This window comes from Burkholderia sp. Se-20373 (genome assembly GCF_017104705.1).
Taxonomy (GTDB): Bacteria; Pseudomonadota; Gammaproteobacteria; order Burkholderiales; family Burkholderiaceae; genus Burkholderia.
In genome coordinates, this window is record NZ_JAAGPH010000003.1 from 80,905 (window position 1) to 106,848 (window position 25,944).

Sequence of the window (25,944 nt, forward strand, 5' to 3'; positions counted from 1 at the left end):
GGTCCAGGATGCCCCAACCATTGTTGCCCGAACTTGAACCCGATACCGAAGGCGCAATGACTTTGCAGGACACCCCGCACCGGCCCGCGCAATGCGGGCCGCCGTTCTCCTGCCTCACCCTCCCCCCCTCCTCGCCGCTTTCACCGGACCGCGATCACCGCATCGGCTTTGGTCGAACGGCTTACCATCGTCATCAGGCCGCGCCACGCCCGCCAAGCCCGTCCTCTCGAACAAAACCGAAAAACAGAAGCCCTCGCGACATCGGCACACGCCTCCACCCACCAACCTTTCAAATTTGATACGATTCAATTTCATTTTGAAAGGTTTCGGGATGCCGGACCGACGGTGCCGGCGCCCGGCGCAAACGCGGTTCGACCGACTGCGCACCCGGCGCAAGCGGTCGTCGTCAGTCTTCGAGCCACGCTCAACGAGGATGCTGTTCATGGAAAGCCACGTAGGACCAACGTGCCTGCGCGCCCAACTCAAGCGGGGGCTGCTCGAGATCCGAGTCGACGCCGCCGCGCTGCCCCCTGCGAACCTGTTCGGTTTCGCGGAGCGCCGGAATCCCAAGCGAGCCTTCCTCTTCGTGTCCAAGGTCCTGGGCCGTCACATCCCGGTGCGCCCGTCGATCATGGCGGCCAGCTTCGAGCGCCTGGCGGCCGGCATTCCGGCGGACCTGCCCGGGCCGGTACTGGTGATCGGCATGGCCGAAACCGCGGTCGGCCTCGGTGCCGGCGTGCACCGCGCCTATCGTGCGGGCCGCCCTGACAGCGTGTACCTCACCAGTACCCGCCATCCGCTGGGTACCCGCGTCTTTGCTCGATTCGAGGAAGAACACAGCCATGCGAGCGCTCATCTGATCCACTGGCCGGTCGATCCCGAGATGCGTGACCTGATGCTGAAGGCGCGATCGCTGATCCTGGTGGATGACGAAGCCTCCACCGGCAAGACCTTCCTGAACCTGCACCGCGCACTGGTCGCAGCAGGCCTGAGCAACGTCGAGCGAGTGGTCACCTGCGTCCTGACGGACTGGACTGCCGGTGCCGCGCGTCACGCGATCGGGGAACCGGCCACCGCGGTATCGCTGCTGACCGGCTCCTACCTGTTCCACGAGGATCAGTCCGCGCCCCTCCCGGATATGCCGAACGTCGGCACCGTCGCCATGGGCGATTGGCCTCTCTCGCCCCGCAACGACTGGGGACGTCTGGGCGTCCGGGAGGTGGACGACACGCTTGCGCCGGACGTTCAGGTCCGGCCCGGCGAGCAAGTCATTGTCGTCGGTACCGGCGAGTTCGTCTGGCGTCCTTTTCTGCTGGCGGAACGCCTGGAGCGATCTGGCGCGGATGTCCACTTCAGCTCGACCACGCGGTCTCCCATCGCCCTGGGCCACGCGATCGAGCACGCACTGTCGTTCCCCGACAACTACGGCCTCGGTATTCCGAACTTCCTCTACAACGTGAGGCCCGGCCAGTTCGACCGGGTCCTGATCTGCACGGAAACCCCCGCTCAGGCACTCCCCGTGGAACTCGTCGACGCACTGAACGCAGAGGTGATTGTCGATGAGCGGTAACCGCCCCCTGGCATTCGTCGACCTCGACGACACCCTGTTCCAGACCGCCCGCAAGATGGCGGAAGGCGTCCCGCGCACGGCGGCCACGCTGGACGTGCACGGTCAGCCAAACGGCTTCATGGATCCGGTCCAGCACGCGTTCATCACGTGGCTGCTCGCCACCGCCGACGTCGTTCCGGTCACCGCGCGCAGCGTGGAGGCATACCGCCGCGTCATGCTTCCCTTCACCGAAGGCGCAATCTGCTCGCATGGCGGCGTCATGCTCCAGCCCGACGGGTTACGCGACCGAAGCTGGCACGGGCGAATGGTCGAGGTTCTCCAGAGCGCTCAGGAGCGACTGCCGGCACTGTGCGAGGCCACGCTGGCGATCGGCACGGAGCTCGGCTATTCACTCCGCGGCTGGGTCGTGGAAGAAGAAGGCTTGCGCCACTACGTGGTGGTCAAGCACAACGCGTCCGACGACGCGGTGCTCGCCGAGGTGCTGGCCGGAGTGCGGTCCCGGCGCATGGTGGACGGCATGCACGTTCACGCCAACGGCAACAACCTCGCCTTCCTGCCAACGGGGCTGGCCAAGCGTGCAGCCGTTCAGGAATGGTTGCGCCGCGACCGCGAGATCCACGGCGAGCGACCGGTCCTGGGCTTCGGCGACAGCATCACCGATCTGGGGTACATGGACCTCTGCCACATGTGGGCGACACCGGCGCGCAGCCAGCTTGCGAATTGGGTGACGGGGACGATCCATGGGTAATCGCCTCGCGGGCCTGAACACCGTCGGCAGCGGCAGCTATGCGCCCGACGATGTGCACGTCCTTCTGCAACACGTGCGGATGAGCGTCACCGACGTCGAGGAGAAGGAGCGTCTGATCCAGACGAATCAAAAACACTACTCGGAAATGATCGGCCTCGAGCAGGCGCCCAGCGACGTGCACCAGCACCTTTACGCCCGCGCGCTGGTGCAGAACGGCGCCCGCATGGCTTCGGAGGTGCAGTCCCTGGCGCTGGCGCTGAATGCCGCTTGCACCGGGCCGGGCATCGCGCTGGTCTCATTTGTGCGTGCGGGCCTCCCGCTTGGCGTGCTGCTGCGCCGGGCACTCGTGGAGATGGGGCGCGACGCCCGCCACTACGGGATCAGCATCATTCGCGATCGCGGGATCGACACGGTTGCGCTGGAAGCCATCATCCGGCTGCATGGCGCCGAAAACATCGTCTTCGTCGACGGCTGGACCGGCAAAGGTGCCATTTCAGGCGAGCTCGCACGGACCCTCGCGGACGACCCGCGCTTCCCCGCAGGTCCGCGCCTCGTGGTTCTGGCGGATCCTTGCGGCCGCGCGTGGCTGGCTGCCTCCGCGCAAGACTGGACGATTCCGTCCGGCATTCTCGGTGCGACCGTTTCCGGGCTGGTGTCCCGCTCCATCTGGCCGACTCGAGGCGGCCTGCATGGTTGCGTGGTCTACGAACACCTGCGCGAGCACGATGTCACGCGCGAGTTCATCGACAGGATCGACGCCGAACGTCGGGCGCTGGCAGGCGCCCGACCTGCCGCTCCATGGACCAACGATCAGCGACGGACGCTCCAGGCGTCCGCGGACGACGTGGTGTCCGCGCTGGCAACCCGCTTCGACATCGGCAACCTGAACCGCGTGAAACCGGGTATTGCCGAGGCGACCCGAGCGGTCCTGCGCCGTGTGCCGGATCGCGTGCTGGTACGTGACCGCCATGACAGCGACGTTCAGCTGCTGCTGCACCTCACCGAGCGCGCGGGCGTGACCGTAGAGGAAGCTGGCGCCGCTCTGGGGCCGTACTGCGCGGTCACCATCATTCAGAGCGCGAATTGATTAAATCCCTCTCTCCGTTCGCCCTCGGCGCGACGCTGTACATGCCGGCCACCCGCTGCGACATTCTGGACGTGGTTTCCGGCACCCGACTCCCTGAGCTGCGCTCGCTGGTGGTCTGTCTGGAAGACGCGGTGGCGACAATCGACGTCGACAGCGCGCTGGCGAACCTGCGGGCGCTCCTCACGAATATCGATGCCCGGGGCGGGCGCGTCGAATCCGGTCCCTTGCTGTTCGTTCGGCCACGTGATGCCGCGATGGCGGCGGTGCTGAACGACTGGCCGCTGATGAAGCACGTCGATGGGTTCGTCGTGCCCAAGTTGACGCTGCAGTCGCTTTCGTCGTGGGAGAACGCGGTCAGTCGTCCTGACCTGTACCTCATGCCGACACTGGAGACGGCCGACGTTTACGACCCGGGCGCAATGGTGGAGCTTGGCTCGGCCCTGAAGGCGAAGCTGAACCGACGCATCATCGCGCTGCGCATCGGCGGCAACGACCTGATGGGTTGCCTTGGTCTGCGGCGCAATCCGGCCACCACGCTCTACAGCACGCCCCTCAGCTACGTGATTCCCATGCTTGCCGGAATCATGGGGGCGCAGGGATTCGCCCTGACCGCGCCCGTCTTCGAACAACTCGCCACGCCCCATCTCCTGAACGAGGAACTGGAACTGGACATCGCTCATGGCCTGGTAGGGAAGACGGCCATTCATCCGAGCCAGATCCGCATCATTCAGGAGGCGCTGCGCGTGAGCCTCGATGACTTCAACTGCGCCAAGCTGATCGTCAACGATGCGGCCCCTGCCGTCTTCAAGCACAACGACGCGATGTGCGAGCCGGCAACCCACTACAAGTGGGCGGTCAACATCCTCGAACGCGCCAAGTGGCACGGGGTGAAGCCCACCGCCCCGAGTCATGGCGAGCATGGCGTCCGACTGGCGGAGGCCGGCTGATGCACGCGGAAATGCATGAGGCTGCCTCCAAAGGCGCACGGTCTACCGTCGGCAGACGCGATGTCGGCCGAGCAGCAGCGGCGACTTGCATCCGGACCGTGAGCGAGCGGCTGCCGCGCAAGACGAGTCGTGGCCACTCGTCCCCCGTGGGGCGGCCATCCCGCTCTCGGTTTGGCCAAGCCGGGACTCGGGCACGTGGCGCCGTCCGATCCCTCGCACGAACACTGAACATTCAAGATCAACAAGGAGCGTAAAGATGGCACTCACCCTGAGCAAGAATCAGAGCATCTCGCTGGAAAAAACCGCGGGCCGTGGCTTGACCTCGATCAGTCTGGGCCTGGGTTGGGACCCGGTAAAGCCCGGCGGCTTCTTCTCCAAGATGCTGGGCGGCGGCAGCAACGACATCGACCTCGATGCGTCCTGCATCCTGCTGGACGGCGACATGAAATCCGTCGACCTGGTCTGGTTCCGACAACTGGCATCCAGGGACGGCGCCATCGAGCACTCCGGCGACAACCTGACGGGTGAAGGCGATGGCGACGATGAAACCATCCACGTCGACCTGCAGCGCCTGCCGGGCACCATCCGGCACCTGGTGTTCACCGTGAACAGCTTCCGCGGTCAGACGTTCGACCAAGTCGAAAACGCCTACTGCCGCATCGTCGACGACGCCCAAGACAAGGAACTGGCGCGCTTCAACCTGGCGGAGAAAGGTCGCCACACCGGTGTCGTCATGGCCAGCCTCAGCCGTGGCGGCGGCGGCGGCGGCGGCGGCTGGGAATTCAAGGCGATCGGCCAGTCCACCCACGGCCGCACCGCGGACGATCTCGTCAATCTGGCGATTCAGGCGGTGCGAGCATGACGACACTGGTACCTGGCGGCAATGCGCCGGTGGCCACCGGCCAATTGCGCGTGGACATCCACTACGCGCCGATTCCCGGCGCAGAGATCGATATCTCCGCATTCGCGCTCACCGCTGCCGCGAAAGTCCGAGGCGATGGCGACATGTGCTTCTACGGCCAAACCAGTGTCCTGGGCGGCGCGGTTCAGTTGACCGCCACGACGGCCGGCCGGGCCACGTTCACCGTGGATCTCGCTCGGATCGACCCTGCCGTCGAGAAAGTCGCGCTCACCGCGACCATCGATGAGAACAAGGCGACCTTCGATCGCGTTTCGATGCTGGCACTCGCCGTGACGGGAGGGATCGAGGCGCAGATCCCGACTGCCGGGATGAAGGAGACTGCGCTGATCCTCGGGGAGTTTTACCGCCGTCAGGACGCGTGGAAGTTCCGCTGTGTCGCACAAGGCTTTGCCGGCGGCCTGGAGCCGCTGGCCAGGCACTTCGGCGTCGACGTTGCCGCGCCTTCCGGTAGCCCGACGCAGAGCCCTCCCGCGCCGCCCCCGGCGCCCGTACCGACGCCCGCGCTCGCACCGGTACCGCCCGGCGCACCGACGTCCACGATCCGGCTCAGCAAAGTCACGCTCGACAAATCACGCCCCAGCATCAGTCTGGAGAAGACCGCTGCCGGCTTCGGTGAAATCAAGGTGAACCTGAACTGGAACCAGGGTACGAGCGGCCTGCTCGGCGGCTTCCTGGGAAAACGCGGCGCCATCGACCTCGACCTGGGTTGCCTGTTCGAAATGCAGGATGGATTCAAAGGGGCCGTGCAGGCGCTCGGCAAGCGTTTCGGCGATCTGCGGGAGGAACCGTACATCCAGCTGATGGGAGATGACCGTACCGGCTCGGTGGCCGATGGCGAGTGGCTTCGCATCAATGGGCAACAGTGGAACAAGATCGAACGCATCCTGATTTTCGCGTTCATCTACGACGGCGCGCCGAACTGGAAGGCCACTGACGGCGTGGTAACCATTTTCGTGCCCGGCCAGTCCGACATCGAAGTTCGCATGAACGAGGAGGGAGGCCGCCACGGCATGTGCGCGATTGCCCTGCTTGAAAACGTGAACGGGGCCGTCAAGGTCTCTCGTCGAGTCGACTTCCATCCCGGACACGAGGAAATGGATCGTGCCTACGGCTGGGGAATGCGCTGGAAAGCAGGCTCCAAGTAACCATTGACCGGCGGGGCCGTCCGGCCCCGCTCACTGAGAGGAAACACATGCTCGACTGGCTGAAAACCAACGCGGCCAAAGCCCGCGAAACCTTGACCATCGAAGTCGCCAAATTCAAGAACCGGACGTTCATGGAGGCAACCGCCAATGCTTGCGCGCTGATCGCCGCCGCGGATGGCGAGATCAAGTCCGAAGAGAAGCTGAAGATGGTCGGCTTCATCAACAATTCCCCGGAATTGAAGGTCTTCAACCTGAGCGACGTGATCGCGGTGTTCAACGACGCCTGCGGCAAGTTCGAATTCGATTTCCAGATCGGCCAGGCCGAGGCGCTGAAGGCGATCGGCAAGATCAAGGGCAAGGACGGCGAAGCACGCTTGCTGGTGCGCGTGGCCTGTGCCATTGGCGCATCCGACGGCCATTTCGACGACAAGGAAAAAGCCGCTTGCCGCCTGATTTGCCTGGAACTCGGCTTGAACCCGGTCGACTTCGAACTGTAGGAAACCGAAACGTGGAAACGACACACATTGGCTTCCCGCCGTTGACCATGGCGGTATTCATCGGCCTGGCGCTGGCCGCCCTGGTGCTGGACATGGTGACCCACCGCGACGACAAGCCGATCACCCTCGCCCGGGCGTCCATCTGGTCGGTATTCTGGGTGGCCATCTCCGTTGCATTCGCCGGCTTCCTGTACGTGCAGCACGGCGCGGAAGTGGCCAGCCTGTTCCTGACCGGTTATGCGCTGGAGAAGGTTCTCTCGGTCGACAACCTGTTCGTCTTCATGGCGATCTTCGCGTGGTTCAAGGTCCCGGACGGCATGCGTCACCGCATCCTGCACTGGGGCATTATCGGGGCCATCGTCTTCCGTGGTGTCTTCGTCGTCATCGGTACCGGCCTGCTGGCATTCGGCCCGTGGGTCGAGATCGTCTTCGCGCTGATCGTGGCGTGGACCGCCGTCATGATGCTCAAGGGCGGTGACGACGATGACGAGGCGAAGGATTACTCGCAGCATCTTGCTTGCCGCTTCGCGAAAAAGCTCTTCCCCGTATGGCCCAGGCTGCACGGCCACAAATTTTTCGTGAGCCGCAAGCAGCTCGAGGCGGAAGCACGGACGGCCGAGCGGGACATGAGCCTGGCGGCCAAGGGCGGCCTGTTCGCTACGCCGCTGTTCCTCTGCCTGGTCGTGATCGAAGTGTCCGACGTCCTGTTCGCGTTCGATTCGGTCCCGGCGGTCATCGCAGTCAGCCGCGAACCGCTGATCGTCTACTCGGCGATGCTGTTCGCCATTCTTGGCCTTCGCACGCTGTATTTCGTTCTGGAAGCGCTGAAGCGCTACGTGGTGCATCTGGAAAAGGCCGTGGTCGTCTTGCTGTTCTTCATCGCGGCGAAGCTGGGCTTGAACGCGACCGACCATCTGTTCCACCACGGCATCAGCATCTCCCCGAACACCAGCCTGCTCATCGTCATGGTGGTCCTGGCAATCGGAATCCTGGCCAGCGTGGTCTTCCCGAACAAGGAAGAGGCGCGAGCCGAAAATCAGTAACCCGTCACAACCCAAAGGAGCTGTTTTCATGGCACTGACTCTTCAAAAAGGCGGCAACCTCTCCCTGTCCAAAGCCGACCCGAGCCTGACCCGAATCCTGGTTGGCCTCGGCTGGGACCCGCGCGCGACCGATGGCGCCGAGTTCGATCTGGACGCCAGCGCGTTCCTGCTGGGGGCCAACGGCAAAGTCCGCGGTGAAGCCGACTTCATCTTCTACAACCAATTGCGCAGCCAGGACGGCTCCGTCGAGCATACCGGCGACAACCGTACCGGCGCGGGCGACGGCGACGACGAAGTCGTCAAGGTCGACCTGAGCCGCGTTCCGGCCGACATCGACAAGATCGCCTTCACGGTCACCATCCACGACGCGGAAGCGCGCAAGCAGAACTTCGGCCAGGTCAGCAATTCGTTCATCCGCGTCGTGAACGAGACCTCCGGCGCCGAGGTGGTTCGCTACGACCTGGCGGAAGACGCCTCCACCGAAACCGCGATGATCTTCGCGGAGTTGTACCGCAGCAGCAGCGAGTGGAAATTCCGCGCCGTTGGCCAAGGCTACGCCGGCGGCCTGCGTGCCCTCGCCAACGGCTACGGCATGAACTTCTGAACGGTCTCCTCACCTGAACAAGGAATCACATCATGGCTGTCAATCTGTCCAAAGGCGGTAACGTCTCCCTGTCGAAAGAGGCCCCGGGCCTGAGCGATATCGTCGTCGGCCTGGGCTGGGACCCGCGCGTCACCGACGGCACCGAGTTCGACCTCGACGCCTCGATCTTCGTCACCGGTGAAAACGGCAAAGTGCTGAACGACGCCAGCTTCATCTTCTACAACAACAAGAAGTCCGCCGACGGTTCCATCGAGCACCTGGGCGACAACCGTTCCGGCCAGGGCGATGGCGACGACGAGCAGGTCAACGTGAAGCTCACGGGTCTGGCGGCCGACGTGAAGAAGCTGGTCTTCGCCGTCACGATTCACGATGCCGAGGCCCGCAAGCAGTCATTCGGCCAGGTCAGCAACGCCTATATCCGCGTCGTCAACAAGGCCGACAGCAAGGAAATCGCCCGCTACGACCTGTCCGAAGACGCATCGACCGAAACCGCCATGATCTTCGGCGAGCTGTATCGCCACAACGACGAATTCAAGTTCAAGGCAATCGGACAAGGTTTCACGGGTGGCCTGAAGCCGCTCGCAGAAGCCCACGGTGTGAGCATCGGTTAATCCGAAAGGCAGGAAAACTCCAGCCTGGCCGATCGCGCCGTTCAGTTCGCCACTGAACGGCGCGATCCACGCATGAGGCCGGTCGACATGCGTGAAGGCCAACGAGGCAAGCCACGCTCACCGAAACACGTTCACCGCCTCCACCAGCCGCGTCGCCTGCTGCTTCAGGCTCTCCGACGCCGCCGTGCTCTGCTCGACCAGCGCCGCGTTCTGCTGCGTGATGTTGTCCAGATGCACGACCGCCTGGTCCACCTGCGCAACCCCCGTGCTCTGCTCGGCCGTCGACGAGCTGATCTCCGCGATCAAATCCGACACGCGCTTCACCTGCGTGACGATGTCCTCCATCGTCTTGCCCGCGCCATCGACGATCCGTGCGCCCGATTCGACCCGCTCGACACTCGCGCCGATCAGCGTCTTGATCTCCTTCGCCGCATTCGCGCTGCGCTGCGCAAGCGCCCGCACTTCACCCGCGACCACCGCGAAACCGCGCCCTTGATCGCCGGCCCGCGCCGCCTCCACCGCCGCGTTCAACGCAAGGATGTTGGTCTGGAACGCGATGCCGTCGATCACGCCGATGATGTCCGAGATCTTCCGCGAGCTCGCGGTAATGTCGTTCATCGTCGCGACCACCTCGCTCACCGCCTGCCCGCCGCGCCCGGCCGCGTCGCTCGCCGATACCGACAACTGGTTCGCCTGCAGCGCCGTCTCCGCATTGCTCGACACGGTCGCCGTCATCTCGGCCATCGACGCGGCCGTCTGCTGCACGCTCGATGCCGCCTGCTCGGTGCGCGCGCTCAGGTCGTTGTTGCCCTGCGCGATCTCGTTGCTCGCGCGCTGCACGTTCAGCACCTGCTCGCTGACATCGTCGACGAGCCAGCGGAACATCAGCCCGAGCTGGTTGATCGTGCGCAGCGTCATCCCGATTTCGTCGACGCGGTTCATCCGCACGCCGCTGCGGCTTTCGCCGGTCGCCACGCGCAGCGCCTCGTCGCGCAACTGCATCAGCGGGCGCGCAATCTGTGCATCGAGCCACAGCCCCGCGGCAGCAGCCGCGCCGGCCGTCACGCCGGCAAATGCCGCGAGCCCGCCGCCGGCCAGCCCGCACGCCCAGCCGCCGGCCACCACGACCGGCGCGAGCACGCACAGCGACGCGTGGAGCCGCGCGCGCACCGACATCGTCTGGAACAGCGACGTGAATCCGGCCACGCCCTTGCGGACGATCAGCCCCTTGTGAAAATGCCGGTTGCCGGCGTGCCCTTCACGGAATTCCTTGTAGAGCGCCTCCGCAGCCGCGATCTCGTCGCGCGTCGCCTTCGTGCGCACCGACATGTAGCCCTTCGGCTCGCCGTTGCGCATCACCGGAATCGCATTCGCACGCACCCAATAGTGATCGCCGTTCTTGCGGCGGTTCTTCACGAGCGCGGTCCACGGCTCGCCGCCCTTGAGCGTCGCCCACATGTCGGCGAACGCCTCCTTCGGCATGTTCGGATGCCGCACGACGTTGTGCGGCTGGCCTTCGATCTCTTCGGGAGAAAATCCGCTGACCTGGATGAACGCCGCGTTCGCGTAGGTGATGTAGCTGTTCGCGTCGGTGGTCGACATCAGCGTCGCGTCATCGGGAAAATCGAATTCGCGTTGCGTGACGGGCTGGTTGTTGCGCATGGTGTGGAGCTCCGGGTAACGGATCTTGCGTCCGCTTGTCGATTGATTCGAGACGCCGCGCATGGCGGTCTGTCCGCATGCACGTTGGTCTTACCCCTGCGCTTTCGGCAAATTCCACGAAAACATTATGGTGTATTCGGGAAAATATGCATTAGAAATGAATTATCTTGTTTTTACTGAAAACATTGTTTACGGGTGAAACTAAACACCAATACAGGCAACGGTTTGGTTGATATTCGTCTGATGAGTTAACCTAATTCGCCCGAATTGATTAAAATCAAAAACGTGAAATCCTGAATACGAATATTTCTCGTTCGTCGTGTTTTCAATGAATCGAAAAACCTGAACGCGCATTGCGCGCGTCAATCCGGATGGTTTGATTGGGCGCGCACATCACGTGCGCGCCCCGACGATCACCGGAACACGTTCACCGCATCCACCAGCCGCGTCGCTTGCTGCTTCAGGCTCTCCGACGCCGCCGCGCTCTGCTCGACCAGCGCCGCGTTCTGCTGCGTGATGTTGTCCAGGTGCACGACTGCCTGGTCCACCTGCGACACGCCCGTGCTCTGCTCGGCCGTCGACGAGCTGATCTCCGCGATCAGGTCCGACACGCGCTTCACCTGTGCGACGATGTCCTCCATCGTCTTGCCCGCCTCGTCCACACGGCGCGCGCCCGATTCGACGCGCTCGACGCTCGCGCCGATCAGCGTCTTGATCTCCTTCGCCGCATTCGCGCTGCGCTGCGCGAGCGCCCGCACCTCACCGGCGACCACCGCGAAACCGCGCCCCTGTTCGCCCGCGCGTGCCGCTTCCACGGCCGCGTTCAGCGCAAGGATGTTGGTCTGGAACGCGATGCCGTCGATCACGCCGATGATGTCGGCGATCTTGCGCGAGCTGGCCGTGATGTCGCTCATCGTCGTGACGACCTCGCCCACCGCCTGCCCGCCGCGCCCCGCTGCCTCGCTCGCCGACATCGCGAGCCGGTTCGCCTGCAGCGCGGTCTCCGCGTTGCTGTCGACGGTCGCCGTCATCTCGGCCATCGACGCGGCCGTCTCCTGCACGCTCGATGCCGCCTGCTCGGTGCGCGCGCTCAGGTCGTTGTTGCCCTGCGCGATCTCGTTGCTCGCGCGCTGCACGTTGTGCACCTGCTCGCTGACGTCGTCGACGAGCCAGCGGAACATCAGCCCGAGCTGGTTGATCGTGCGCAGCGTCATGCCGATCTCGTCGACACGGTTCATCCGGACGCCGCGCCGGCTTTCGCCGGTCGCGACGTTCAGCGCCTGGTCGTGCAGCCGCTTCAGCGGACGCACGATCTGCGCATCGAGCCACAGGCCGGCCGCCGCCGCCGCGCCGACCGTCACGCCGGCAAACGCCGCGAGCCCGCCGCCCGCCAGCCCGCATGCCCAGCCCGCGCCAACGACCGCCGGCGCGAGCACGCACAGCGCCGAGTGCACGCGCGCGCGCACCGACATCGTCTGCGACAGCGACGCGATGCGCAGCAGCCCCGTACGGATCACCAGCCCCTTGTGGAACCGGCGCTGGCCGGCCTTGCCTTCGCGGAACGCGCGATACAAAGCGTCGGCTGCCTCGGACTCGTCGTGCGGCGCCTTCGTCCGCACCGACATGTAGCCTTGCGGCTCGCCGTTTCGCATCACCGGAATCGCGTTCGCACGCACCCAGTAGTGGTCGCCGTTCTTGCGGCGGTTCTTCACCAGCGCGGTCCAGGGCTCGCCGCGCCTGAGCGTCGCCCACATGTCGGCAAACGCTTCGCGCGGCATGTCCGGGTGGCGCACCGCGTTGTGCGGCTGGCCGACGAGTTCCTCGTTCGTGAAGCCGCTCACCTGCGCGAACGTCGTGTTCGCGTAGGTGATGATGCTGTCTGCGTCGGTCGTCGACATCAGCGTGACGTCGTCGGGAAAATCGAATTCCTGTTGGGTAACGGGCTGGTTATTGCGCATGCAAGGCTCCGAAAAGCGGATCTGACGTCCGCGTCGCGCTGACTTCACGCTCAGTAGCCGAAAAACGGTTTATCGCTTTACGACGGTCTTCATCTTACTGTCGGCATATTGGGGAAAAACCTTACCCTCTGATCGCATAAAATATTCAATTCGGCGGCCGCCATGATTTCGATCAAATAATCCGGCAATATTCGCTGCGCGTGTTCATCCCCATGTCACGCCGCACCGCCCAGCCACGCCGCATGGCACGCCAACGCCATCGGCCGTTGCACGCGGCGAAACGATTCCGTCTATCCTGCTCCATTCACTTGGCATTCGAATTCGATGAAAAAGGCATTGCACGAACTGAATCGGCTGTCCTGGAATACGGCGACAGTCGCGCATAACAGTCATAAAGGCGATCAGGCCGCGTTTTTCCGCGCGGGCGGCTCGACGCTCTTTCCGGAAGAACGCGAACTGCTCGGCGACGTCAGCGGGCTGCGGCTCCTGCACCTGCAGTGCAACGCGGGACAGGACACGCTGAGCCTCGTGCGCGACGGCGCGGACGCGACGGGTGTCGACATCTCCGACGAAGCGATCGCCTTCGCACGGCAACTGTCGGCCGATGCGGGCCTGCCCGCACGCTTCGAGCGCGCCGACGTGCTCGACTGGATGCCCGAGGCCGCCGCGCGCGGCGAGCGCTTCGATCGCGTGTTCACGTCGTACGGCGCGATCTGCTGGCTGTCCGACCTGCACGCGTGGGCCCGCGGGATCGCCGCGCTGCTCGCGCCCGGCGGCCGTTTCGCGATGGTCGAGTTCCATCCGTTCGCGCTGTATTTCGACGAACACTGGAAGCCGCACTACGACTATTTCAAAGGCGATGCGACCGAGGAGCCGGCAGGCGTCGGCGATTACGTGGCCGCCTCCGGCACGGGGCTCGGCGCGCAGCACGACCATCCGGGCGTCGTCGATTTCGCGAACCCGCATCCGAGCTACGAGTTCATGTGGGGCATCGGCGAAGTCGTGAACGCGCTCGTATCGGCCGGGCTCGCGCTCGATCGCCTGACCGAATATCCGTACGCGAACGGCTGGAAGGGCTTCGACGGCATGCGCGAACTGGACGGCCACCGGATGGTGCCGCCCGATCACATGCCGCGCCTGCCGCTGATGTATGCGATCGCAGCGCATCGGGAGGCCGCATGACGCGCCGCACCGCCGCCGAACGCGACGCACTGTCCGCCCGCCTGCTCACGCGCGACGACGTGCCGCTCGTGTGGACCATCGACCGGCGCGAGATCATCGAACACCTGTACGTGCTGCGCGACGGCGCGCTGCATCTGGTTCCCGATTTTTATGACGTCGCGGGCTGGCCCGACGGCGAAGCCGACCACTACACGCCGATCCTGCTCGACTGCCACGATCGCGGCGGCTGGTGCGTCGGCATGTTCGACGGCGCGCGGCTCGTCGCGGCGGTCTTCGTCGACAGCCAGCCGCTCGGCCCGCACGGCGACATGCTGCAGTTGAAGTTCCTGCACGTGAGCCACGACTGGCGCGGCTGCGGGCTCGGCGAGCAACTCTACCGCGCGGCCCGCGAGCAGGCGCGCGCGATGGGCGCTGCGCGCCTGTATGTGTCCGCGACGCCGTCGCAGAACACGATCGACTTCTACCTGCGGCTCGGCTTCACGGTCAGCACGTCGCCCGACCCGGCGCTGTACGCGCTCGAGCCGGAAGACATTCATCTGGAAGGACCGACGGCCTGACGCACCGGCGCGCGGGTGAAGCGTGGAATTTCCCGCTTTGCCGCGGCCGCTATCGGCCATCGCCGCATCACGGAGAGCGAAATTGCAGAACGAAGCGCAGCCGCAAGCCATGCCGAAGATCCTCGTCAGCCTGTGCGTGGTCGGTCATCCGGTCCGCTACAACGGCTCGGCCAGGACCGCCGCGCACGAGGCGCTCGAACGGTGGCAGCGCGAAGGGCGTCTCGTGCCCGTCTGCCCCGAACTGGCCGGCGGCTTCAGCGTGCCGCGCCCGCCCGCCGAAATCGCCGGCGGCGAATCGGGGCAGCGGGTGCTGGCAGGCGCCGCGCGCATCGTCGATTTGAACGGCACCGACGTGACGGCGCCTTTCGTGTCCGGCGCGCACACCGCGCTGGCCCTCGCACGCGCGCACGATTGCCGCTTCGCGATCCTCGCGGACGGCAGTCCGTCGTGCGGCAGCACGTTCATTTATGACGGGAGTTTCGAGAACCGGCGCCATGCGGGCGCCGGTGTCACGGCGGCGTTGCTGCGCGAGCACGGCATCGAAGTGTTCGCGGACACCGAGATCGACGCGCTCGATGCGCGCCTCAAGCAGTTGTCGCAGGCCGGTTAACGACGATGCGCGGTACGAGAACCCTCGTGCCGCGCATCGATTCGGATCGGGCGAAGCGGCGCATGCGCTGCCGCTTCGCCATGTGTAACTCAGGTCAGACGCGCTCGATCGCGATCGCGATGCCCTGGCCGACGCCGATGCACATCGTGCACAGCGCGAAGCGGCCGTTCGTGCGATGCAGCTGATACATCGCGGTCGTCACGAGACGCGCGCCCGACGCGCCGAGCGGATGGCCCAGTGCGATCGCGCCGCCGTTCGGGTTCACGCGAGGATCGTCGTCGGCAACACCGAGCATGCGCAGCACCGCGAGACCTTGCGACGCGAATGCCTCGTTCAGCTCGATCACGTCGAACTGGTCGATCGTCATCCCGAGCCGGGCGAGCAGCTTCTGCGTGGCCGGCGCGGGGCCGATGCCCATCACGCGCGGCGCGACGCCGGCCGTCGCGATCCCGAGCACGCGTGCGCGCGGCGTCAGGCCGAAGCGCTTCGCGGTTTCCTCGTTCGCGAGCAGCAGCGCGGCGGCGCCGTCGTTGACGCCCGACGCATTGCCGGCCGTCACCGAGCCGTCGGGGCGCACGACGCCCTTCAGCTTCGCCAGCGTTTCGAGCGACGTCTCGCGCGGATGCTCGTCGCGCGACACGACCAGCGGATCGCCCTTCTTCTGGGCAATCGTGACCGCGACGATTTCCTCGGCGAGCGTGCCGTCCTGCTGCGCGCGCGCGGCCTTCTGCTGGCTGCGCAGCGCGAACAGGTCCTGGTCGGCACGGCTGATGTCGTAGTCGACCGCGACGTTTTCGGCCGTCTCGGGCATCGAATCGACGCCGTGCAGCTGTTTCATCAGCGGATTGACGAAGCGCCAGCCGATCGTCGTATCGTAGATATCGGCCTGGCGCGCGAACGCGCTCGCGGCCTTGCCCATCACGAACGGCGCGCGCGTCATGCTCTCGACGCCGCCCGCAACCATCAGCGCGGCCTCGCCAGACTTGATCGCACGGGCGGCCACGCCGACCGCATCCATCCCGGAACCACACAGGCGGTTGATCGTCGAACCGGGCACGCCCTGCGGCAGCCCTGCGAGCAGCGCCGACATGCGCGCGACGTTGCGGTTGTCCTCGCCGGCCTGGTTCGCGCAGCCGTAGATCACGTCGTCGATCGCCGTCCAGTCGACGTCGCGGTTGCGCTCGACGAGCGCCTTGAGCGGCACCGCGCCCAGATCGTCGGCGCGCACGCCGGACAGTGCACCGCCGTAACGCCCGATCGGCGTACGGATCGCATCACACAGAAAAGCTTCGGTCATCAGTGTCTCCGGTCCCAGGACAGGCTGGGGGAATGAACAGGGCGCGCCCCTTGCATTACCCGTCGGGATGCGCTTAAATGTTCTATATACGAACATAAGATCGTGTATCGAACGTTCAACACATCATAGGGAGTGCGGGGACGACCTGTCAAGCGCGCGGTCCGCCGCGCGGTTGGCGTGTCAGGCCCCATGCGCTATCTTCTCGGCTGCACGATATTCCAGGCGCTCATGACAACCGAAGACACTCAGACGAAACCCGGCGACTCTTATGTCCAGTCGTTCGCGCGCGGCCTCGCGGTGATCCGCGCATTCGACGCGGCGCGCCCGGAGCAGACGCTCACCGAGGTCGCCTCGGCCACCGGGCTCACGCGCGCGGGCGCGCGCCGGATCCTGCTCACGCTGCAGACGCTCGGCTACGTCGAGGCCGACGGCCGGCTGTTCCGGCTCACGCCGAAGATCCTCGAGCTCGGCTTCGCGTACCTCACGTCGATGCCGTTCTGGAATCTCGCCGATCCCGTGATGGAGCAGCTGTCCGCGCAGATTCACGAAAGCTGCTCGGCGGCCGTGCTCGACCGCACCGAGATCGTCTACGTGCTGCGCGTGCCGACCCGCAAGATCATGACGATCAACCTGTCGATCGGCAGCCGGCTGCCCGCGTACTGCACGTCGATGGGCCGCGTGCTGCTGTCCGCGCTCGACGACGCCGAGCTCGACGAGACGCTCGCGCAAAGCGGCATCCGCGCGCATACGCCGCGCACGATCACCGACCTCGGCGAACTGAAGGCGGCGATTGCACAGGTGCGCCAGCAGGGCTGGGCCGTGGTCGACCAGGAACTCGAGGTGGGCCTGATGTCGCTGTCCGCGCCGATCCGCAACCGTCGCGGGCAGATCATCGCGGCGATGAACATCAGCGGCAACGCGCAGCGGCATACCGCGAAGCAGATGGTGAAGGAGTTTCTCGGGCCGCTGCAGCAGGCCGCGCAGACGGTGTCGGAGCTGGTGGCACGGCGGGGGTGAACAACGGGCCGGCATGACGTGCGGCTTCCCGAATAACCGGGGCAACGACGCATCCGGCTCGATTGTCGTATCAGCGATACGACAATCGAGCAAAAAAAACGGGCAGCCCAGGGCTGCCCGTATCAACTCCACTTGATTACAACGTTCTTCTCACGGAACACGGAGCGAACTCCGCGCCGCACAATTTAGTGACGCACCGACACGCGGTCAATTTGACAAGAACGAAACCGCGTCGCACACGGGTAGGACACCGCGCCGCTCACGCGCCGAGCAACATACCCTTGCGCACCGGCACCGTGCCCGTCACGCGGCCGAGCGGCGCACCCGCCGTGACGAACCGAATCGCGCGGCGCATGTAGAACACGCCGTCGGTGCCGCTCGAGATCGTCGTGACTGCATCCGTCAGCGGATCGACGATGTCGAACAGCGGATCGCCGGCGCGGATCGTCGCGCCGACCGCCGCGCGGTGCACGAGTATCCCGCTCACCGGCGCATGGAACTGCTCGCTGCCGGCCAGCGGCGTGGCCGGCGCGGCGAGCGGCGGTAGCGGCTTGCGGTCGCCCTGCACCGCGCCGCGCCAGACGAGGTAGTCGACGAGCGCATCGGCATCGCGTTCCGCATAGTCGTACGTCACGTCGCGCTGGCCGCGGCACTCGACCGTCACGGCCACGGTGCCGGCCGCCATCGGCGTGCCCGCCGGCAAGTGCTGCCGCAATTGCGACCACAGCAGGTGATGCGCATCGTCGAACGCATGCCCGCCCGAATCCTCGGCAAGCAGCGACACCTCCGCGCCGAGATAGCGCGCGAGCGGCTCGACTTCCGGCCAGGCGGTATCGCTCGTGTACACGTGCATCACCGCTTCGAGCGAGCAATGCAGGTCGATCACCACATCAGCGTCGAGCGACAGCTTCAGCAGCGCGAGCTGCAGCGCATCGAACTCCGTGCGCGGCACGATCTCGTCGAGCGCCGCACCGACGCACTCGCGCACGATCGCACGATTGCGTTCCCCGTCGTCACCGAGCCGGTCGCGCGCATGCGCGGCGATTTCCGCGAGCGGCAGGAAGCCGCGATTGAAGTTGCGCCCGCTCGCGAGATCGAAGCGGCCGATGAATTGCCCGAGCAGATGATGATTGAGGCCGACCGGGTTCGCGACCGGCACGAGCACGATCTCGGCCGCGAGCCGGCCGTCGGCATCGAGCTGCGCGAGACGCTGCTTCAGCACGAACGCCGCAAGCATCGCGGGCGTCTCGTCCGCGTGCAGCGCGGCCTGCAGGTAGATCTTGCGGCCGGTGTCGGCCGGCCCGAAATGAAAGCTCGTCAGCGTGCGCTGCGTGCCGATCGACGGCGACAGGAGCGGCGTGGTGCGAATCTGCATCGATGGTCTCGAACGAAATGAAAACGAAGAAGCCGGTGAAACGTCGAGGTGGCGCGGCGCTCAGTCGCCGTACGGGTTGAAGTCGAAATACTTCTTCGCGATCCGGTCGTACGTGCCGTCCTTCAGCATCGACGCGATCGCGCCGTCGATCGACGCCTTGAGCGCCTTATCCGACTGCCGCAGGCCGATGCCGACGCCGCGATCGCCCAGGTCGAGCGGTGCGCCGACGAACGCGAAGCCCTTGCCCTTCGGCGTGCGCAGGAAGCCGTAGTCGGCTTCCACGGTGCCGAGCAACGCCGCGTCGAGGCGGCCGTTGACGAGATCGGCGAACACGTCGTCCTGGCTCTTGTACGGCATCACGCCGACACCGGCCGGCGCCCAGTGCGCGAGCGCCCACGATTCGAACTGCGTGCCCGACTGCACGCCGATGCGTTTGCCCGCAAGCGATGCGGTCGTATTGTCGACGCCGCTGCCGGGCCGCGCGACGAGCCGCGACTTGAAGCGGAACAGCTTCGACGAGAACAGGATCTGCTTCTCGCGCTTCTCGGTGATCGCCATCGACGACAGGATCGCGTCGATCTTGCGCGCCTGCAGCGCGGGAATCATCCCGGAGAATTCGAGCTCGACCCACTGGCAACGCAACTGCGCGCGACGGCAGATCTCGTTGCCGAGATCGACGTCGAAGCCCTTCAGGCTGCCGTCAGGCGCCTTCGAATCCATCGGCGGATAGGTCGGATCGATACCGAGGCGCACGGGGCGCGCATCGAGTGCGTGCGCGGCGCCGGCCGCGAACGCAAGGCACAAGGAAACGAGCAGAAGGAGAGTACGTTTCATGGTCGACGAAGGGCGGGACGATGGGCAAGCGGCACGAGCCGGACTGCCTGCGATCGTAGTGCGCACGCGCCGCCGCCGGAATCGCCCGCTGCCTTATCATGATCACTTTTCCCGATCACCGGCCCCGCGCTTGCCCATGGCGTTCACGCTCTCCCAGCTCCGCATCTTCCAGGCCGTCGTCGAGCATGGCAGCCTGCGCGCCGCCGCACGCGCGCTCGATCTCGCGCAGAGCGGCGTCACGCAGCAGCTGCAGAGCCTCGAGGCGACGCTCGGCGCGACGCTGTTCACGCGCACCAATCGCGGGATCGTGCCGACGGCCGTCGGCCAGCGGCTGCTCGCGCGCTCCGGGTCGATCCTCGGCGAATGCGAGCAGGTCGAGCGGGAAATCCGGCAATTGAGTGGCGCGTACGAAGGCACCGTCACGCTCGGCCTCGTGGCCGAGCCGCTGATCGATGCGTTCGCGCCGGTGCTGAGCGCGTTCCGTGCGCGTTTCGACAAGGTCGACGTGCATCTGCGCACCGGCACGTCGCGGATGATGATCGGCTGGCTGCGGGAAAGCGCGGTCGATTTCGCGATCGCGCTGGTCGCGAAGCAGACCGACACGACCGATCTCGCGGTCACGCCGCTGCGTGCTTCCGCGCCGGTGGTCGTGTGCCGCAACGGGCATCCGGCCATGCATGCGCAATCGCTCGCCGAACTGGCCGATTACGCATGGGTGTCGACACGCTCGCCGAACCTGAGCGCGGATCCCGTCGTCAACCGGCTGCTCGCGTACTTCGACGCGCACGGCCTGCCGCCGCCCAAGATCCTCGCCACCGTCGAAGGGATGTTCGAGACGCTGCAGCTCGTCACGCAGACCGATTGCCTGTCGCTCGAAACCGAAGCCGTGACGCGGCACGGGCCGTTTGCCGGCGCGCTCGCGAAAGTGCCCGTGCGCGAGCAGGCCGAATCGCAGGACATCTGCCTGCTGCAGCGCGCGGCCGTGCCGCTGACGCCCGCCGCGCAGGAACTCGCGACGATGCTCGCGTCGTACCTGAGGGTGGTGCGCGGGCGGTAAGCGCGGATTGCGGCTTGCCGCTCGCCGCCAGTCGTGCTGTGCTACGACGCGTGTCAGTCGATCGAATCCCCCGCCGTTTCGCGCAGCATCGCCACCGCGATCAGCGACAGCACCACGCAGGCGGCCACGTAGCCGGCCGGCGCGAGCTTGCTGCCGGTCGTCTTCACGAGCCAGGTCGCGATCAGCTGCGCGGTGCCGCCGAAGATCGTCACCGCGAGCGCATACGCGATCGAGATGCCGGTCGCGCGCACGTGACGCGGCAGCGACTCGCACATCAGCGCCATTTCCGACGCCGAGCCGAGCGAATAGAACAGCAGCATCAGCGCGGTCAGCGGCAGGATCACCGACAGCGTCGGGTGATGGTTCATCAGCCAGAACGCGGGGAACAGCAAGGCGACCAGCACGCCGCGGCCGACGAAGATCGGCAGGCGCCGGCTGCCGAGCCTGTCCGACAGCCAGCCGAACAGCGGGCACGTGACCAGCATCACGCAGCCCGACGCGACGCCGACGAACATCGACAGCTTCATCGGCAGGCCGAGCGTGTGGATCGCGTAGGTCGGCATGTAGAACGTCAGGATGTAGGTCGACACCGTACCGCCCATCACCGTGAGCATCAGCAGCAGCACCGTGCGCGTGTGCTTCGAGAACAGCTCGTGCAGCACGCCGCGTTCGATGCCGTGATGGCTGTCGCCGGGCGCATCGTCGGCGAGCCGGCGGCGCAAGAACATCCCGACCGGCGCGATCAGCACGCCGACGAGAAACGGCAAGCGCCAGCCCCAGCCTTCCAGCGCATCCTTCGTCATCGTGTTCGACAGCAGCGCCGCGAAGCCCGAGCCCATCAGCGCGGCGCCGCCCTGCGTCGCGAGCTGCCAACTCGCGCGGAACGCGCGGCGCGACGTGCCGCCCTGTTCGAGCAGCGTCGATGTCGCCGCGCCGAATTCGCCGCCCTGCGAGAAGCCCTGCATCAGCCGCGCGAACACGACCAGCAGCGGCGCGGCCACGCCGACCTGCGCATACGTCGGCGCGATCGCGATCAGGCCCGTGCCGAGCGCCATCAGCATGATGGTCAGGTTCAGTGCGGCCTTGCGCCCCTTGCGGTCCGCATAGACGCCGAGCACGACGCTGCCGAGCGGCCGCGTGAAGAAGCCGGCGGCGAACGTCGCGACCGACAGCAGCAGCGACGTGGTCGGGTCGCTCGACGGGAAGAACAGCTTGCCGATCAGCACCGCGAAGAAGCCGTACACGGTGAAATCGAAGAATTCGAGCCAGTTGCCGATCACGGCCGCGGCAATCGCACCGCGCCGCGTGACGGCAGGCGTGCTGCGCGTGTCGGTGACGGTGGCTTCGGCCGGGCCAGGGTGCAGCGCGAGATGGTCTTTCTGCATCGCTATCCTCTACTCTGAATGCGGCCGGAAGCGCCGGCCGCTCGCCCCACCGTCGGCATTACTGCCCCAGGTAACGCTCCACGAGACGCGTCCAGTACGCCGCACCGATCGGCAGGTTGCGATCGTTGAAGTCGTATTTCGGGTTGTGCACCATGCAACCGTCCTCGCCTTCGCCGTTGCCGAGCCGCACGAACGAACCCGGCCGCTGCTGCAGCATGAACGCGAAATCCTCGCTGCCCATCAGCAGGTCGGTCTGCTCGACCACGTGCGCGTCGCCCACGAGTTCGCGCGCCACCTGCGCGGCGAAATCCGTTTCGGCATCCGTATTGACGACGACCGGATAGCCTTCGATGTACTCGACGTTCGCGCTCGCGCCGTAGCTCGCGGCCTGCGTTTCGGCCAGCTCCGTGATGCGGCGCTTGAGCAGCGCGCGCACGTCGGGGCTGAATGAGCGCACGCTGAGTTCGAGACGCGCGCCGTTCGGGATCACGTTGTTCGCGGTGCCCGCATGCATCGAGCCGACCGTGACGACCGCCGGCTGCGCGGGGTCGACGTTGCGCGCGACGATCGTCTGCAGCGCCATCACGATGCTCGCCGCCACGACCACCGGGTCGACCGTCAGGTGCGGCCGGGCCGCGTGGCCGCCGACGCCTTCGATCGTGATGATCGCCTTGTCGCCGGCCGACATGAACGGGCCGCGCCGCGTCAGGAACACGCCGGGCGCCGCGCCCGGATGGTTGTGCATGCCGAACACCGCGTCGCACGGGAAGCGCTCGAACAGGCCATCGTCGATCATCTTCTTCGCGCCGCTGTCGACGCCGTGCTCTTCCGCCGGCTGGAAATACAGGTGCACGGTGCCGGAGAAATTGCGGGTCTTCGCGAGATGCTGTGCGGCGCCGAGCAGCATCGTCGTGTGGCCGTCGTGGCCGCACGCGTGCATCTTGCCGTGCGTGCCGCTCGCGTAGGGCAGCCCCGTCGCCTCGATGATCGGCAACGCATCCATGTCGGCGCGAATGCCGATGCTGCGCGTGCCGTCGCCCACGCGCAGCGTACCGACCACGCCCGTCTTGCCGACCCCGCGCGTTACCTGCCAGCCCCACTGTTCGAGCTTCTCGGCGACGAGCGCGGCCGTGTCGTGCTCCTCGTACGCGAGTTCGGGGTGGTGATGGATGTGGTGACGGATCTCGCGCAACCCGCCAGCGGCGGGCATCAGATCCTCGACTTCGGTGAATCGGGTATCGGTGGACATCAAGGGGCTCCGGCTGTTTGGTCTACGCCCGCAACGGGTGCGTGCGGGAAAGCGAGCCACTATAGCGAGCCGATATCGGTTCAATAAGATGCGGAATTTTTCACCGTGATAAGATTATTTAATCAGGGTTAGTACGGGCATGGCCCGCCGGATCCACCTCATCGAACGTGATCGCCACGCGGCCCGTTGATTTTTGAGACGAACGGTCTATTATTCGCACATGGACGTTCGAACTGATCCGCCTCGCCGCCGCGGCAGGCCACCGAAGCAGCACGAGGACCTCGTCGCCACGCGGGACATGCTGCTGCGCTCCGGGCTGGAAGTGCTCACCGAGAAGGGCTTTTCGGCGACCGGGCTCGACGAGATCCTCGGGCGCGCCGGCGTGCCCAAGGGCTCCTTCTATCACTACTTCGACAGCAAGGAGGCGTTCGGCCTCGAACTGATCGACCGCTATGCCGACTTCTTCGCGCGCAAGCTGGACCGTCATTTCAGCGACCCGGCGCGCTCGCCGCTGCAGCGCGTGCGCGCATTCGTCGACGACGCCCGGGACGGCATGGCCCGCTACGCCTACAGCCGCGGCTGCCTGATCGGCAACCTCGGGCAGGAAATGGGCGCACTGCCCGAAAGTTTCCGCGCCCGCCTGCGCACCACGTTCGAAGACTGGCAACGCCGCCTCGCCGAATGCCTGACCGCCGCGCAGCAAGCCGGCGAACTGGCCGATTCGGCCGATCCCGCCGAGCTGGCCGCATTCTTCTGGATCGGCTGGGAAGGCGCCGTGCTGCGCGCGAAGCTGGAGCGCAGCGACGGGCCGCTCGTGCTGTTCGCGCAGTTTTTCTTCAATGGACTGCCGCGCCGCTGAATTTTTTTGCCATTAACTAGACGATCGGTCTAGAAAGGAGGACACATGTTTCAAGGCATCGTGATCGACAGGCATGAAACCGGCCAGCAGGCCCGGCTCCAGACGCTGGACGACGCGCAGTTGCCCGCCGGCAACGTGACGATCCGCGTGGGCTATTCGACGCTGAACTACAAGGACGGGCTGGCGATCACCGGCAAGAGCCCGGTCGTGCGCAAGTTCCCGATGGTGCCGGGCATCGATCTGGTCGGCGAAGTCGAAGCGAGCACGCACCCGGATTACCGCCCCGGCGATCAGGTCGTGCTCAACGGCTGGGGCGTCGGCGAAACGCATTGGGGCGGCCTCGCGCAGAAGGCTCGCGTCGACGGCGACTGGCTGGTGCCGCTGCCGTCCGCCTTTTCTCCGCAACAGGCGATGGCCGTCGGCACGGCGGGCTACACCGCGATGCTGTGCGTGATGGCGCTGGAGCGACACGGCGTGCGCCCGGACGACGGCGAGATCGTGGTGACCGGCGCGGCAGGCGGGGTGGGCAGCGTCGCCACCGCCATCCTCTCCAAGCTGGGATATCGCGTGGTCGCAGTGACGGGCCGCCCCGCCGATGCCGACTACCTGCGGCAGCTCGGCGCGGCGGAGATCCTGGAGCGATCGCAATTCAGCGAGCCCGGCAAGCCGCTGGGCAAGGAACGCTGGGCCGGCGCGGTCGACGTGGCGGGCAGCCACGTGCTCGCCAACGTGTGTGCGACCACGCGGTACCGCGGCGTCGTGACGGCCTGCGGCCTCGCTGCCGGCATGGATTTCCCCGCGACCGTCATGCCGTTCATCCTGCGTGGCGTCACGCTCGTCGGGATCGACAGCGTCATGTGCCCGCGCGCCGATCGGCTGGAAGCATGGCGCCGGCTCGCGGCCGACCTCGACGTCGAGAAGCTGGGCGCGATCAGCCATCAGGTCGGCCTGGGCGACGCCATCCCGCTTGCGGGGGAATTGATCAACGGCAAGGTTCGCGGGCGTATCGTGGTCGACGTCAACGCGTGACGCCGCCGACGACCACCCGCGCTTCTTAATTCGGACGGCGGCTCGCGCATCGAGTGCGCCCGTTCCACGTTATCCAGGAGACCACATGACCGCCTCAAACACCGCCCCCATCAGCCGCTTTCCCGTGCCCGCGCTCGAAGACTTGCCCGAGGACATTCGCGAACGCATCGCGGCCGTCCAGGAAAAGTCGGGCTTCATCCCGAACGTATTCCTGACGCTGGCGCATCGCCCGGACGAGTTTCGCGCGTTCATGGCGTACCACGACGCGCTGATGGACAAGCCGGGCAATCTCAGCAAGGCCGAACGTGAAATGATCGTCGTGGCCACCAGCGCCGTGAACCAGTGTCAGTACTGCGTGATCGCGCACGGGGCGATCCTGCGGATTCGCGCGAAGGACCCGCTGATTGCCGACCAGGTCGCCGCCAATTACCGCAAGGCCGATATCACCGCCCGGCAGAAGGCGATGCTCGACTTCGCGATGAAGGTGTCGCAGGCCGCGCATCTGGTTGGAGAAACGGACTTCGACACGCTCAAGTCGCATGGTTTCATCGAAGAAGACGTGTGGGACATCATGGCGATCTCGGCGTTCTTCGGCATGTCCAACCGCATCGCGAACGTGACGAACATGCGGCCGAATGCGGAGTTCTACGCGCTGGGGCGCTGAACACATACCACCCACCCTCGGGGACGCGGCGGCCG

Annotated in this window: 25 protein-coding genes; 18 read left to right on the forward strand and 7 right to left on the reverse strand. The window is 66.0% G+C overall.

All coding sequences use genetic code 11. From position 1 onward, the window contains the following. Positions 1–442: 442 nt before the first annotated feature. From G3N96_RS01745 to G3N96_RS01790, 10 genes are all read left to right on the forward strand, one after another. Positions 443–1,570 carry a phosphoribosyltransferase domain-containing protein gene (locus tag G3N96_RS01745; protein WP_206136017.1) on the forward strand — a complete coding sequence of 376 codons (1,128 nt, stop codon included), beginning with the start codon at positions 443–445 and terminating at the stop codon, positions 1,568–1,570. Further along, positions 1,560–2,318: a trehalose phosphatase gene (locus tag G3N96_RS01750; RefSeq protein WP_206136018.1), complete on the forward strand. Its 759-nt coding sequence runs from the start codon at positions 1,560–1,562 to the stop codon at positions 2,316–2,318. Before G3N96_RS01745 ends, G3N96_RS01750 begins: the two co-directional genes overlap by 11 nt. After that, positions 2,311–3,405, forward strand: coding sequence for a cysteine protease StiP domain-containing protein (locus G3N96_RS01755; RefSeq protein WP_206136019.1), 1,095 nt, complete (start codon positions 2,311–2,313; stop codon positions 3,403–3,405). The genes G3N96_RS01750 and G3N96_RS01755 overlap by 8 nt, the downstream gene beginning before the upstream one ends. Then, positions 3,402–4,352, forward strand: a complete 951-nt coding sequence (locus G3N96_RS01760; RefSeq protein WP_241022416.1) for an HpcH/HpaI aldolase/citrate lyase family protein — start codon at positions 3,402–3,404, stop codon at positions 4,350–4,352. Before G3N96_RS01755 ends, G3N96_RS01760 begins: the two co-directional genes overlap by 4 nt. 256 nt (positions 4,353–4,608) lie before the next feature. Beyond that, positions 4,609–5,214 (forward strand): TerD family protein, encoded by a 606-nt coding sequence (locus G3N96_RS01765; protein WP_206136020.1) that lies wholly within the window; start codon positions 4,609–4,611, stop codon positions 5,212–5,214. Beyond that, on the forward strand, positions 5,211–6,419 hold the full coding sequence (locus tag G3N96_RS01770) for a TerD family protein (protein WP_206136021.1): 1,209 nt from the start codon (positions 5,211–5,213) through the stop codon (positions 6,417–6,419). Before G3N96_RS01765 ends, G3N96_RS01770 begins: the two co-directional genes overlap by 4 nt. Before the next feature lie 47 nt (positions 6,420–6,466). Next, the gene (locus G3N96_RS01775; protein ID WP_206136022.1) at positions 6,467–6,916 is read left to right on the forward strand and encodes a tellurite resistance TerB family protein; all 450 of its coding nucleotides are present in this window, start codon (positions 6,467–6,469) and stop codon (positions 6,914–6,916) included. 11 nt (positions 6,917–6,927) lie between these two features. Further along, positions 6,928–7,959, forward strand: coding sequence for a TerC/Alx family metal homeostasis membrane protein (locus tag G3N96_RS01780; protein WP_206136023.1), 1,032 nt, complete (start codon positions 6,928–6,930; stop codon positions 7,957–7,959). Positions 7,960–7,987: 28 nt separating this feature from the next. Further along, positions 7,988–8,563, forward strand: coding sequence for a TerD family protein (locus G3N96_RS01785; RefSeq protein ID WP_206136024.1), 576 nt, complete (start codon positions 7,988–7,990; stop codon positions 8,561–8,563). A gap of 32 nt (positions 8,564–8,595) precedes the next feature. After that, entirely contained in the window at positions 8,596–9,174 is a 579-nt protein-coding gene (locus tag G3N96_RS01790; RefSeq protein ID WP_124584841.1) for a TerD family protein, read from the forward strand. A 117-nt stretch (positions 9,175–9,291) separates the two neighbouring features. Here G3N96_RS01790 and G3N96_RS01795 read toward each other — a convergent pair whose 3' ends face one another. Next, entirely contained in the window at positions 9,292–10,836 is a 1,545-nt protein-coding gene (locus G3N96_RS01795; RefSeq protein ID WP_206136025.1) for a PAS domain-containing methyl-accepting chemotaxis protein, read from the reverse strand. A 413-nt stretch (positions 10,837–11,249) separates the two neighbouring features. After that, the gene (locus G3N96_RS01800; protein ID WP_206136026.1) at positions 11,250–12,794 is read right to left on the reverse strand and encodes a PAS domain-containing methyl-accepting chemotaxis protein; all 1,545 of its coding nucleotides are present in this window, start codon (positions 12,792–12,794) and stop codon (positions 11,250–11,252) included. A gap of 324 nt (positions 12,795–13,118) precedes the next feature. On the opposite strand from G3N96_RS01800, the gene G3N96_RS01805 reads away from it, so the two are divergent. From G3N96_RS01805 to G3N96_RS01815, 3 genes are all read left to right on the forward strand, one after another. After that, a complete protein-coding gene (locus G3N96_RS01805) occupies positions 13,119–13,976 on the forward strand; it encodes a class I SAM-dependent methyltransferase (protein WP_206136027.1) in 858 nt (285 codons plus the stop codon). After that, complete coding sequence (locus G3N96_RS01810; protein ID WP_206136028.1) at positions 13,973–14,533, forward strand: N-acetyltransferase; 561 nt, start codon at positions 13,973–13,975, stop codon at positions 14,531–14,533. Before G3N96_RS01805 ends, G3N96_RS01810 begins: the two co-directional genes overlap by 4 nt. An 82-nt stretch (positions 14,534–14,615) precedes the next feature. Next, a complete protein-coding gene (locus G3N96_RS01815; RefSeq protein ID WP_206136029.1) occupies positions 14,616–15,143 on the forward strand; it encodes a DUF523 domain-containing protein in 528 nt (175 codons plus the stop codon). A gap of 94 nt (positions 15,144–15,237) precedes the next feature. Here G3N96_RS01815 and pcaF read toward each other — a convergent pair whose 3' ends face one another. Then, positions 15,238–16,440, reverse strand: coding sequence for a 3-oxoadipyl-CoA thiolase (pcaF, locus tag G3N96_RS01820; RefSeq protein WP_089441529.1), 1,203 nt, complete (start codon positions 16,438–16,440; stop codon positions 15,238–15,240). A gap of 228 nt (positions 16,441–16,668) precedes the next feature. On the opposite strand from pcaF, the gene G3N96_RS01825 reads away from it, so the two are divergent. Beyond that, positions 16,669–17,457, forward strand: a complete 789-nt coding sequence (locus G3N96_RS01825; protein WP_039367952.1) for an IclR family transcriptional regulator — start codon at positions 16,669–16,671, stop codon at positions 17,455–17,457. A 259-nt stretch (positions 17,458–17,716) separates the two neighbouring features. Here the strand turns inward: G3N96_RS01825 and G3N96_RS01830 are convergent, their stop codons facing one another. Together G3N96_RS01830 and G3N96_RS01835 are read right to left on the reverse strand one after the other, a co-directional pair. Further along, positions 17,717–18,832: a succinylglutamate desuccinylase/aspartoacylase family protein gene (locus G3N96_RS01830; protein WP_206136030.1), complete on the reverse strand. Its 1,116-nt coding sequence runs from the start codon at positions 18,830–18,832 to the stop codon at positions 17,717–17,719. A gap of 60 nt (positions 18,833–18,892) precedes the next feature. Then, positions 18,893–19,666, reverse strand: coding sequence for a transporter substrate-binding domain-containing protein (locus G3N96_RS01835; protein ID WP_206136031.1), 774 nt, complete (start codon positions 19,664–19,666; stop codon positions 18,893–18,895). A 136-nt stretch (positions 19,667–19,802) separates the two neighbouring features. Here G3N96_RS01835 and G3N96_RS01840 point away from each other — a divergent pair, with 136 nt between their 5' ends. Next, positions 19,803–20,723, forward strand: a complete 921-nt coding sequence (locus G3N96_RS01840) for a LysR substrate-binding domain-containing protein (RefSeq protein WP_206136032.1) — start codon at positions 19,803–19,805, stop codon at positions 20,721–20,723. A gap of 53 nt (positions 20,724–20,776) precedes the next feature. On the opposite strand, the gene G3N96_RS01845 is transcribed toward G3N96_RS01840, so the two are convergent. Together G3N96_RS01845 and G3N96_RS01850 are read right to left on the reverse strand one after the other, a co-directional pair. After that, positions 20,777–22,108 carry an MFS transporter gene (locus G3N96_RS01845; RefSeq protein ID WP_206136033.1) on the reverse strand — a complete coding sequence of 444 codons (1,332 nt, stop codon included), beginning with the start codon at positions 22,106–22,108 and terminating at the stop codon, positions 20,777–20,779. A gap of 58 nt (positions 22,109–22,166) precedes the next feature. Next, positions 22,167–23,357, reverse strand: coding sequence for a M20 aminoacylase family protein (locus G3N96_RS01850; protein ID WP_046546200.1), 1,191 nt, complete (start codon positions 23,355–23,357; stop codon positions 22,167–22,169). 220 nt (positions 23,358–23,577) lie between these two features. Here G3N96_RS01850 and G3N96_RS01855 point away from each other — a divergent pair, with 220 nt between their 5' ends. From G3N96_RS01855 to G3N96_RS01865, 3 genes are all read left to right on the forward strand, one after another. Continuing rightward, positions 23,578–24,216 carry a TetR/AcrR family transcriptional regulator gene (locus G3N96_RS01855; RefSeq protein WP_206136034.1) on the forward strand — a complete coding sequence of 213 codons (639 nt, stop codon included), beginning with the start codon at positions 23,578–23,580 and terminating at the stop codon, positions 24,214–24,216. Between the two features lie 45 nt (positions 24,217–24,261). Beyond that, entirely contained in the window at positions 24,262–25,245 is a 984-nt protein-coding gene (locus G3N96_RS01860) for an MDR family oxidoreductase (protein ID WP_206136035.1), read from the forward strand. An 85-nt stretch (positions 25,246–25,330) separates the two neighbouring features. After that, positions 25,331–25,909: a peroxidase-related enzyme gene (locus G3N96_RS01865; RefSeq protein WP_206136036.1), complete on the forward strand. Its 579-nt coding sequence runs from the start codon at positions 25,331–25,333 to the stop codon at positions 25,907–25,909. The last annotated feature ends 35 nt before the right edge of the window (positions 25,910–25,944 follow it).

Coding starts and splice junctions, on each gene's coding strand:
- G3N96_RS01830 (WP_206136030.1), bottom strand. CDS start 18,832: ATGCAGATTCGCACCACGCCGCTCCTGTCGCCGTCGATCGGCACGCAG.
- G3N96_RS01805 (WP_206136027.1), top strand. CDS start 13,119: ATGAAAAAGGCATTGCACGAACTGAATCGGCTGTCCTGGAATACGGCG.
- G3N96_RS01790 (WP_124584841.1), top strand. CDS start 8,596: ATGGCTGTCAATCTGTCCAAAGGCGGTAACGTCTCCCTGTCGAAAGAG.
- G3N96_RS01775 (WP_206136022.1), top strand. CDS start 6,467: ATGCTCGACTGGCTGAAAACCAACGCGGCCAAAGCCCGCGAAACCTTG.
- G3N96_RS01755 (WP_206136019.1), top strand. CDS start 2,311: ATGGGTAATCGCCTCGCGGGCCTGAACACCGTCGGCAGCGGCAGCTAT.
- G3N96_RS01800 (WP_206136026.1), bottom strand. CDS start 12,794: ATGCGCAATAACCAGCCCGTTACCCAACAGGAATTCGATTTTCCCGAC.
- G3N96_RS01845 (WP_206136033.1), bottom strand. CDS start 22,108: ATGCAGAAAGACCATCTCGCGCTGCACCCTGGCCCGGCCGAAGCCACC.
- G3N96_RS01835 (WP_206136031.1), bottom strand. CDS start 19,666: ATGAAACGTACTCTCCTTCTGCTCGTTTCCTTGTGCCTTGCGTTCGCG.
- G3N96_RS01795 (WP_206136025.1), bottom strand. CDS start 10,836: ATGCGCAACAACCAGCCCGTCACGCAACGCGAATTCGATTTTCCCGAT.
- G3N96_RS01840 (WP_206136032.1), top strand. CDS start 19,803: ATGGCGTTCACGCTCTCCCAGCTCCGCATCTTCCAGGCCGTCGTCGAG.
- G3N96_RS01860 (WP_206136035.1), top strand. CDS start 24,262: ATGTTTCAAGGCATCGTGATCGACAGGCATGAAACCGGCCAGCAGGCC.
- pcaF (WP_089441529.1), bottom strand. CDS start 16,440: ATGACCGAAGCTTTTCTGTGTGATGCGATCCGTACGCCGATCGGGCGT.
- G3N96_RS01850 (WP_046546200.1), bottom strand. CDS start 23,357: ATGTCCACCGATACCCGATTCACCGAAGTCGAGGATCTGATGCCCGCC.
- G3N96_RS01770 (WP_206136021.1), top strand. CDS start 5,211: ATGACGACACTGGTACCTGGCGGCAATGCGCCGGTGGCCACCGGCCAA.
- G3N96_RS01855 (WP_206136034.1), top strand. CDS start 23,578: ATGGACGTTCGAACTGATCCGCCTCGCCGCCGCGGCAGGCCACCGAAG.
- G3N96_RS01865 (WP_206136036.1), top strand. CDS start 25,331: ATGACCGCCTCAAACACCGCCCCCATCAGCCGCTTTCCCGTGCCCGCG.
- G3N96_RS01810 (WP_206136028.1), top strand. CDS start 13,973: ATGACGCGCCGCACCGCCGCCGAACGCGACGCACTGTCCGCCCGCCTG.
- G3N96_RS01825 (WP_039367952.1), top strand. CDS start 16,669: ATGACAACCGAAGACACTCAGACGAAACCCGGCGACTCTTATGTCCAG.
- G3N96_RS01745 (WP_206136017.1), top strand. CDS start 443: ATGGAAAGCCACGTAGGACCAACGTGCCTGCGCGCCCAACTCAAGCGG.
- G3N96_RS01765 (WP_206136020.1), top strand. CDS start 4,609: ATGGCACTCACCCTGAGCAAGAATCAGAGCATCTCGCTGGAAAAAACC.
- G3N96_RS01785 (WP_206136024.1), top strand. CDS start 7,988: ATGGCACTGACTCTTCAAAAAGGCGGCAACCTCTCCCTGTCCAAAGCC.
- G3N96_RS01750 (WP_206136018.1), top strand. CDS start 1,560: ATGAGCGGTAACCGCCCCCTGGCATTCGTCGACCTCGACGACACCCTG.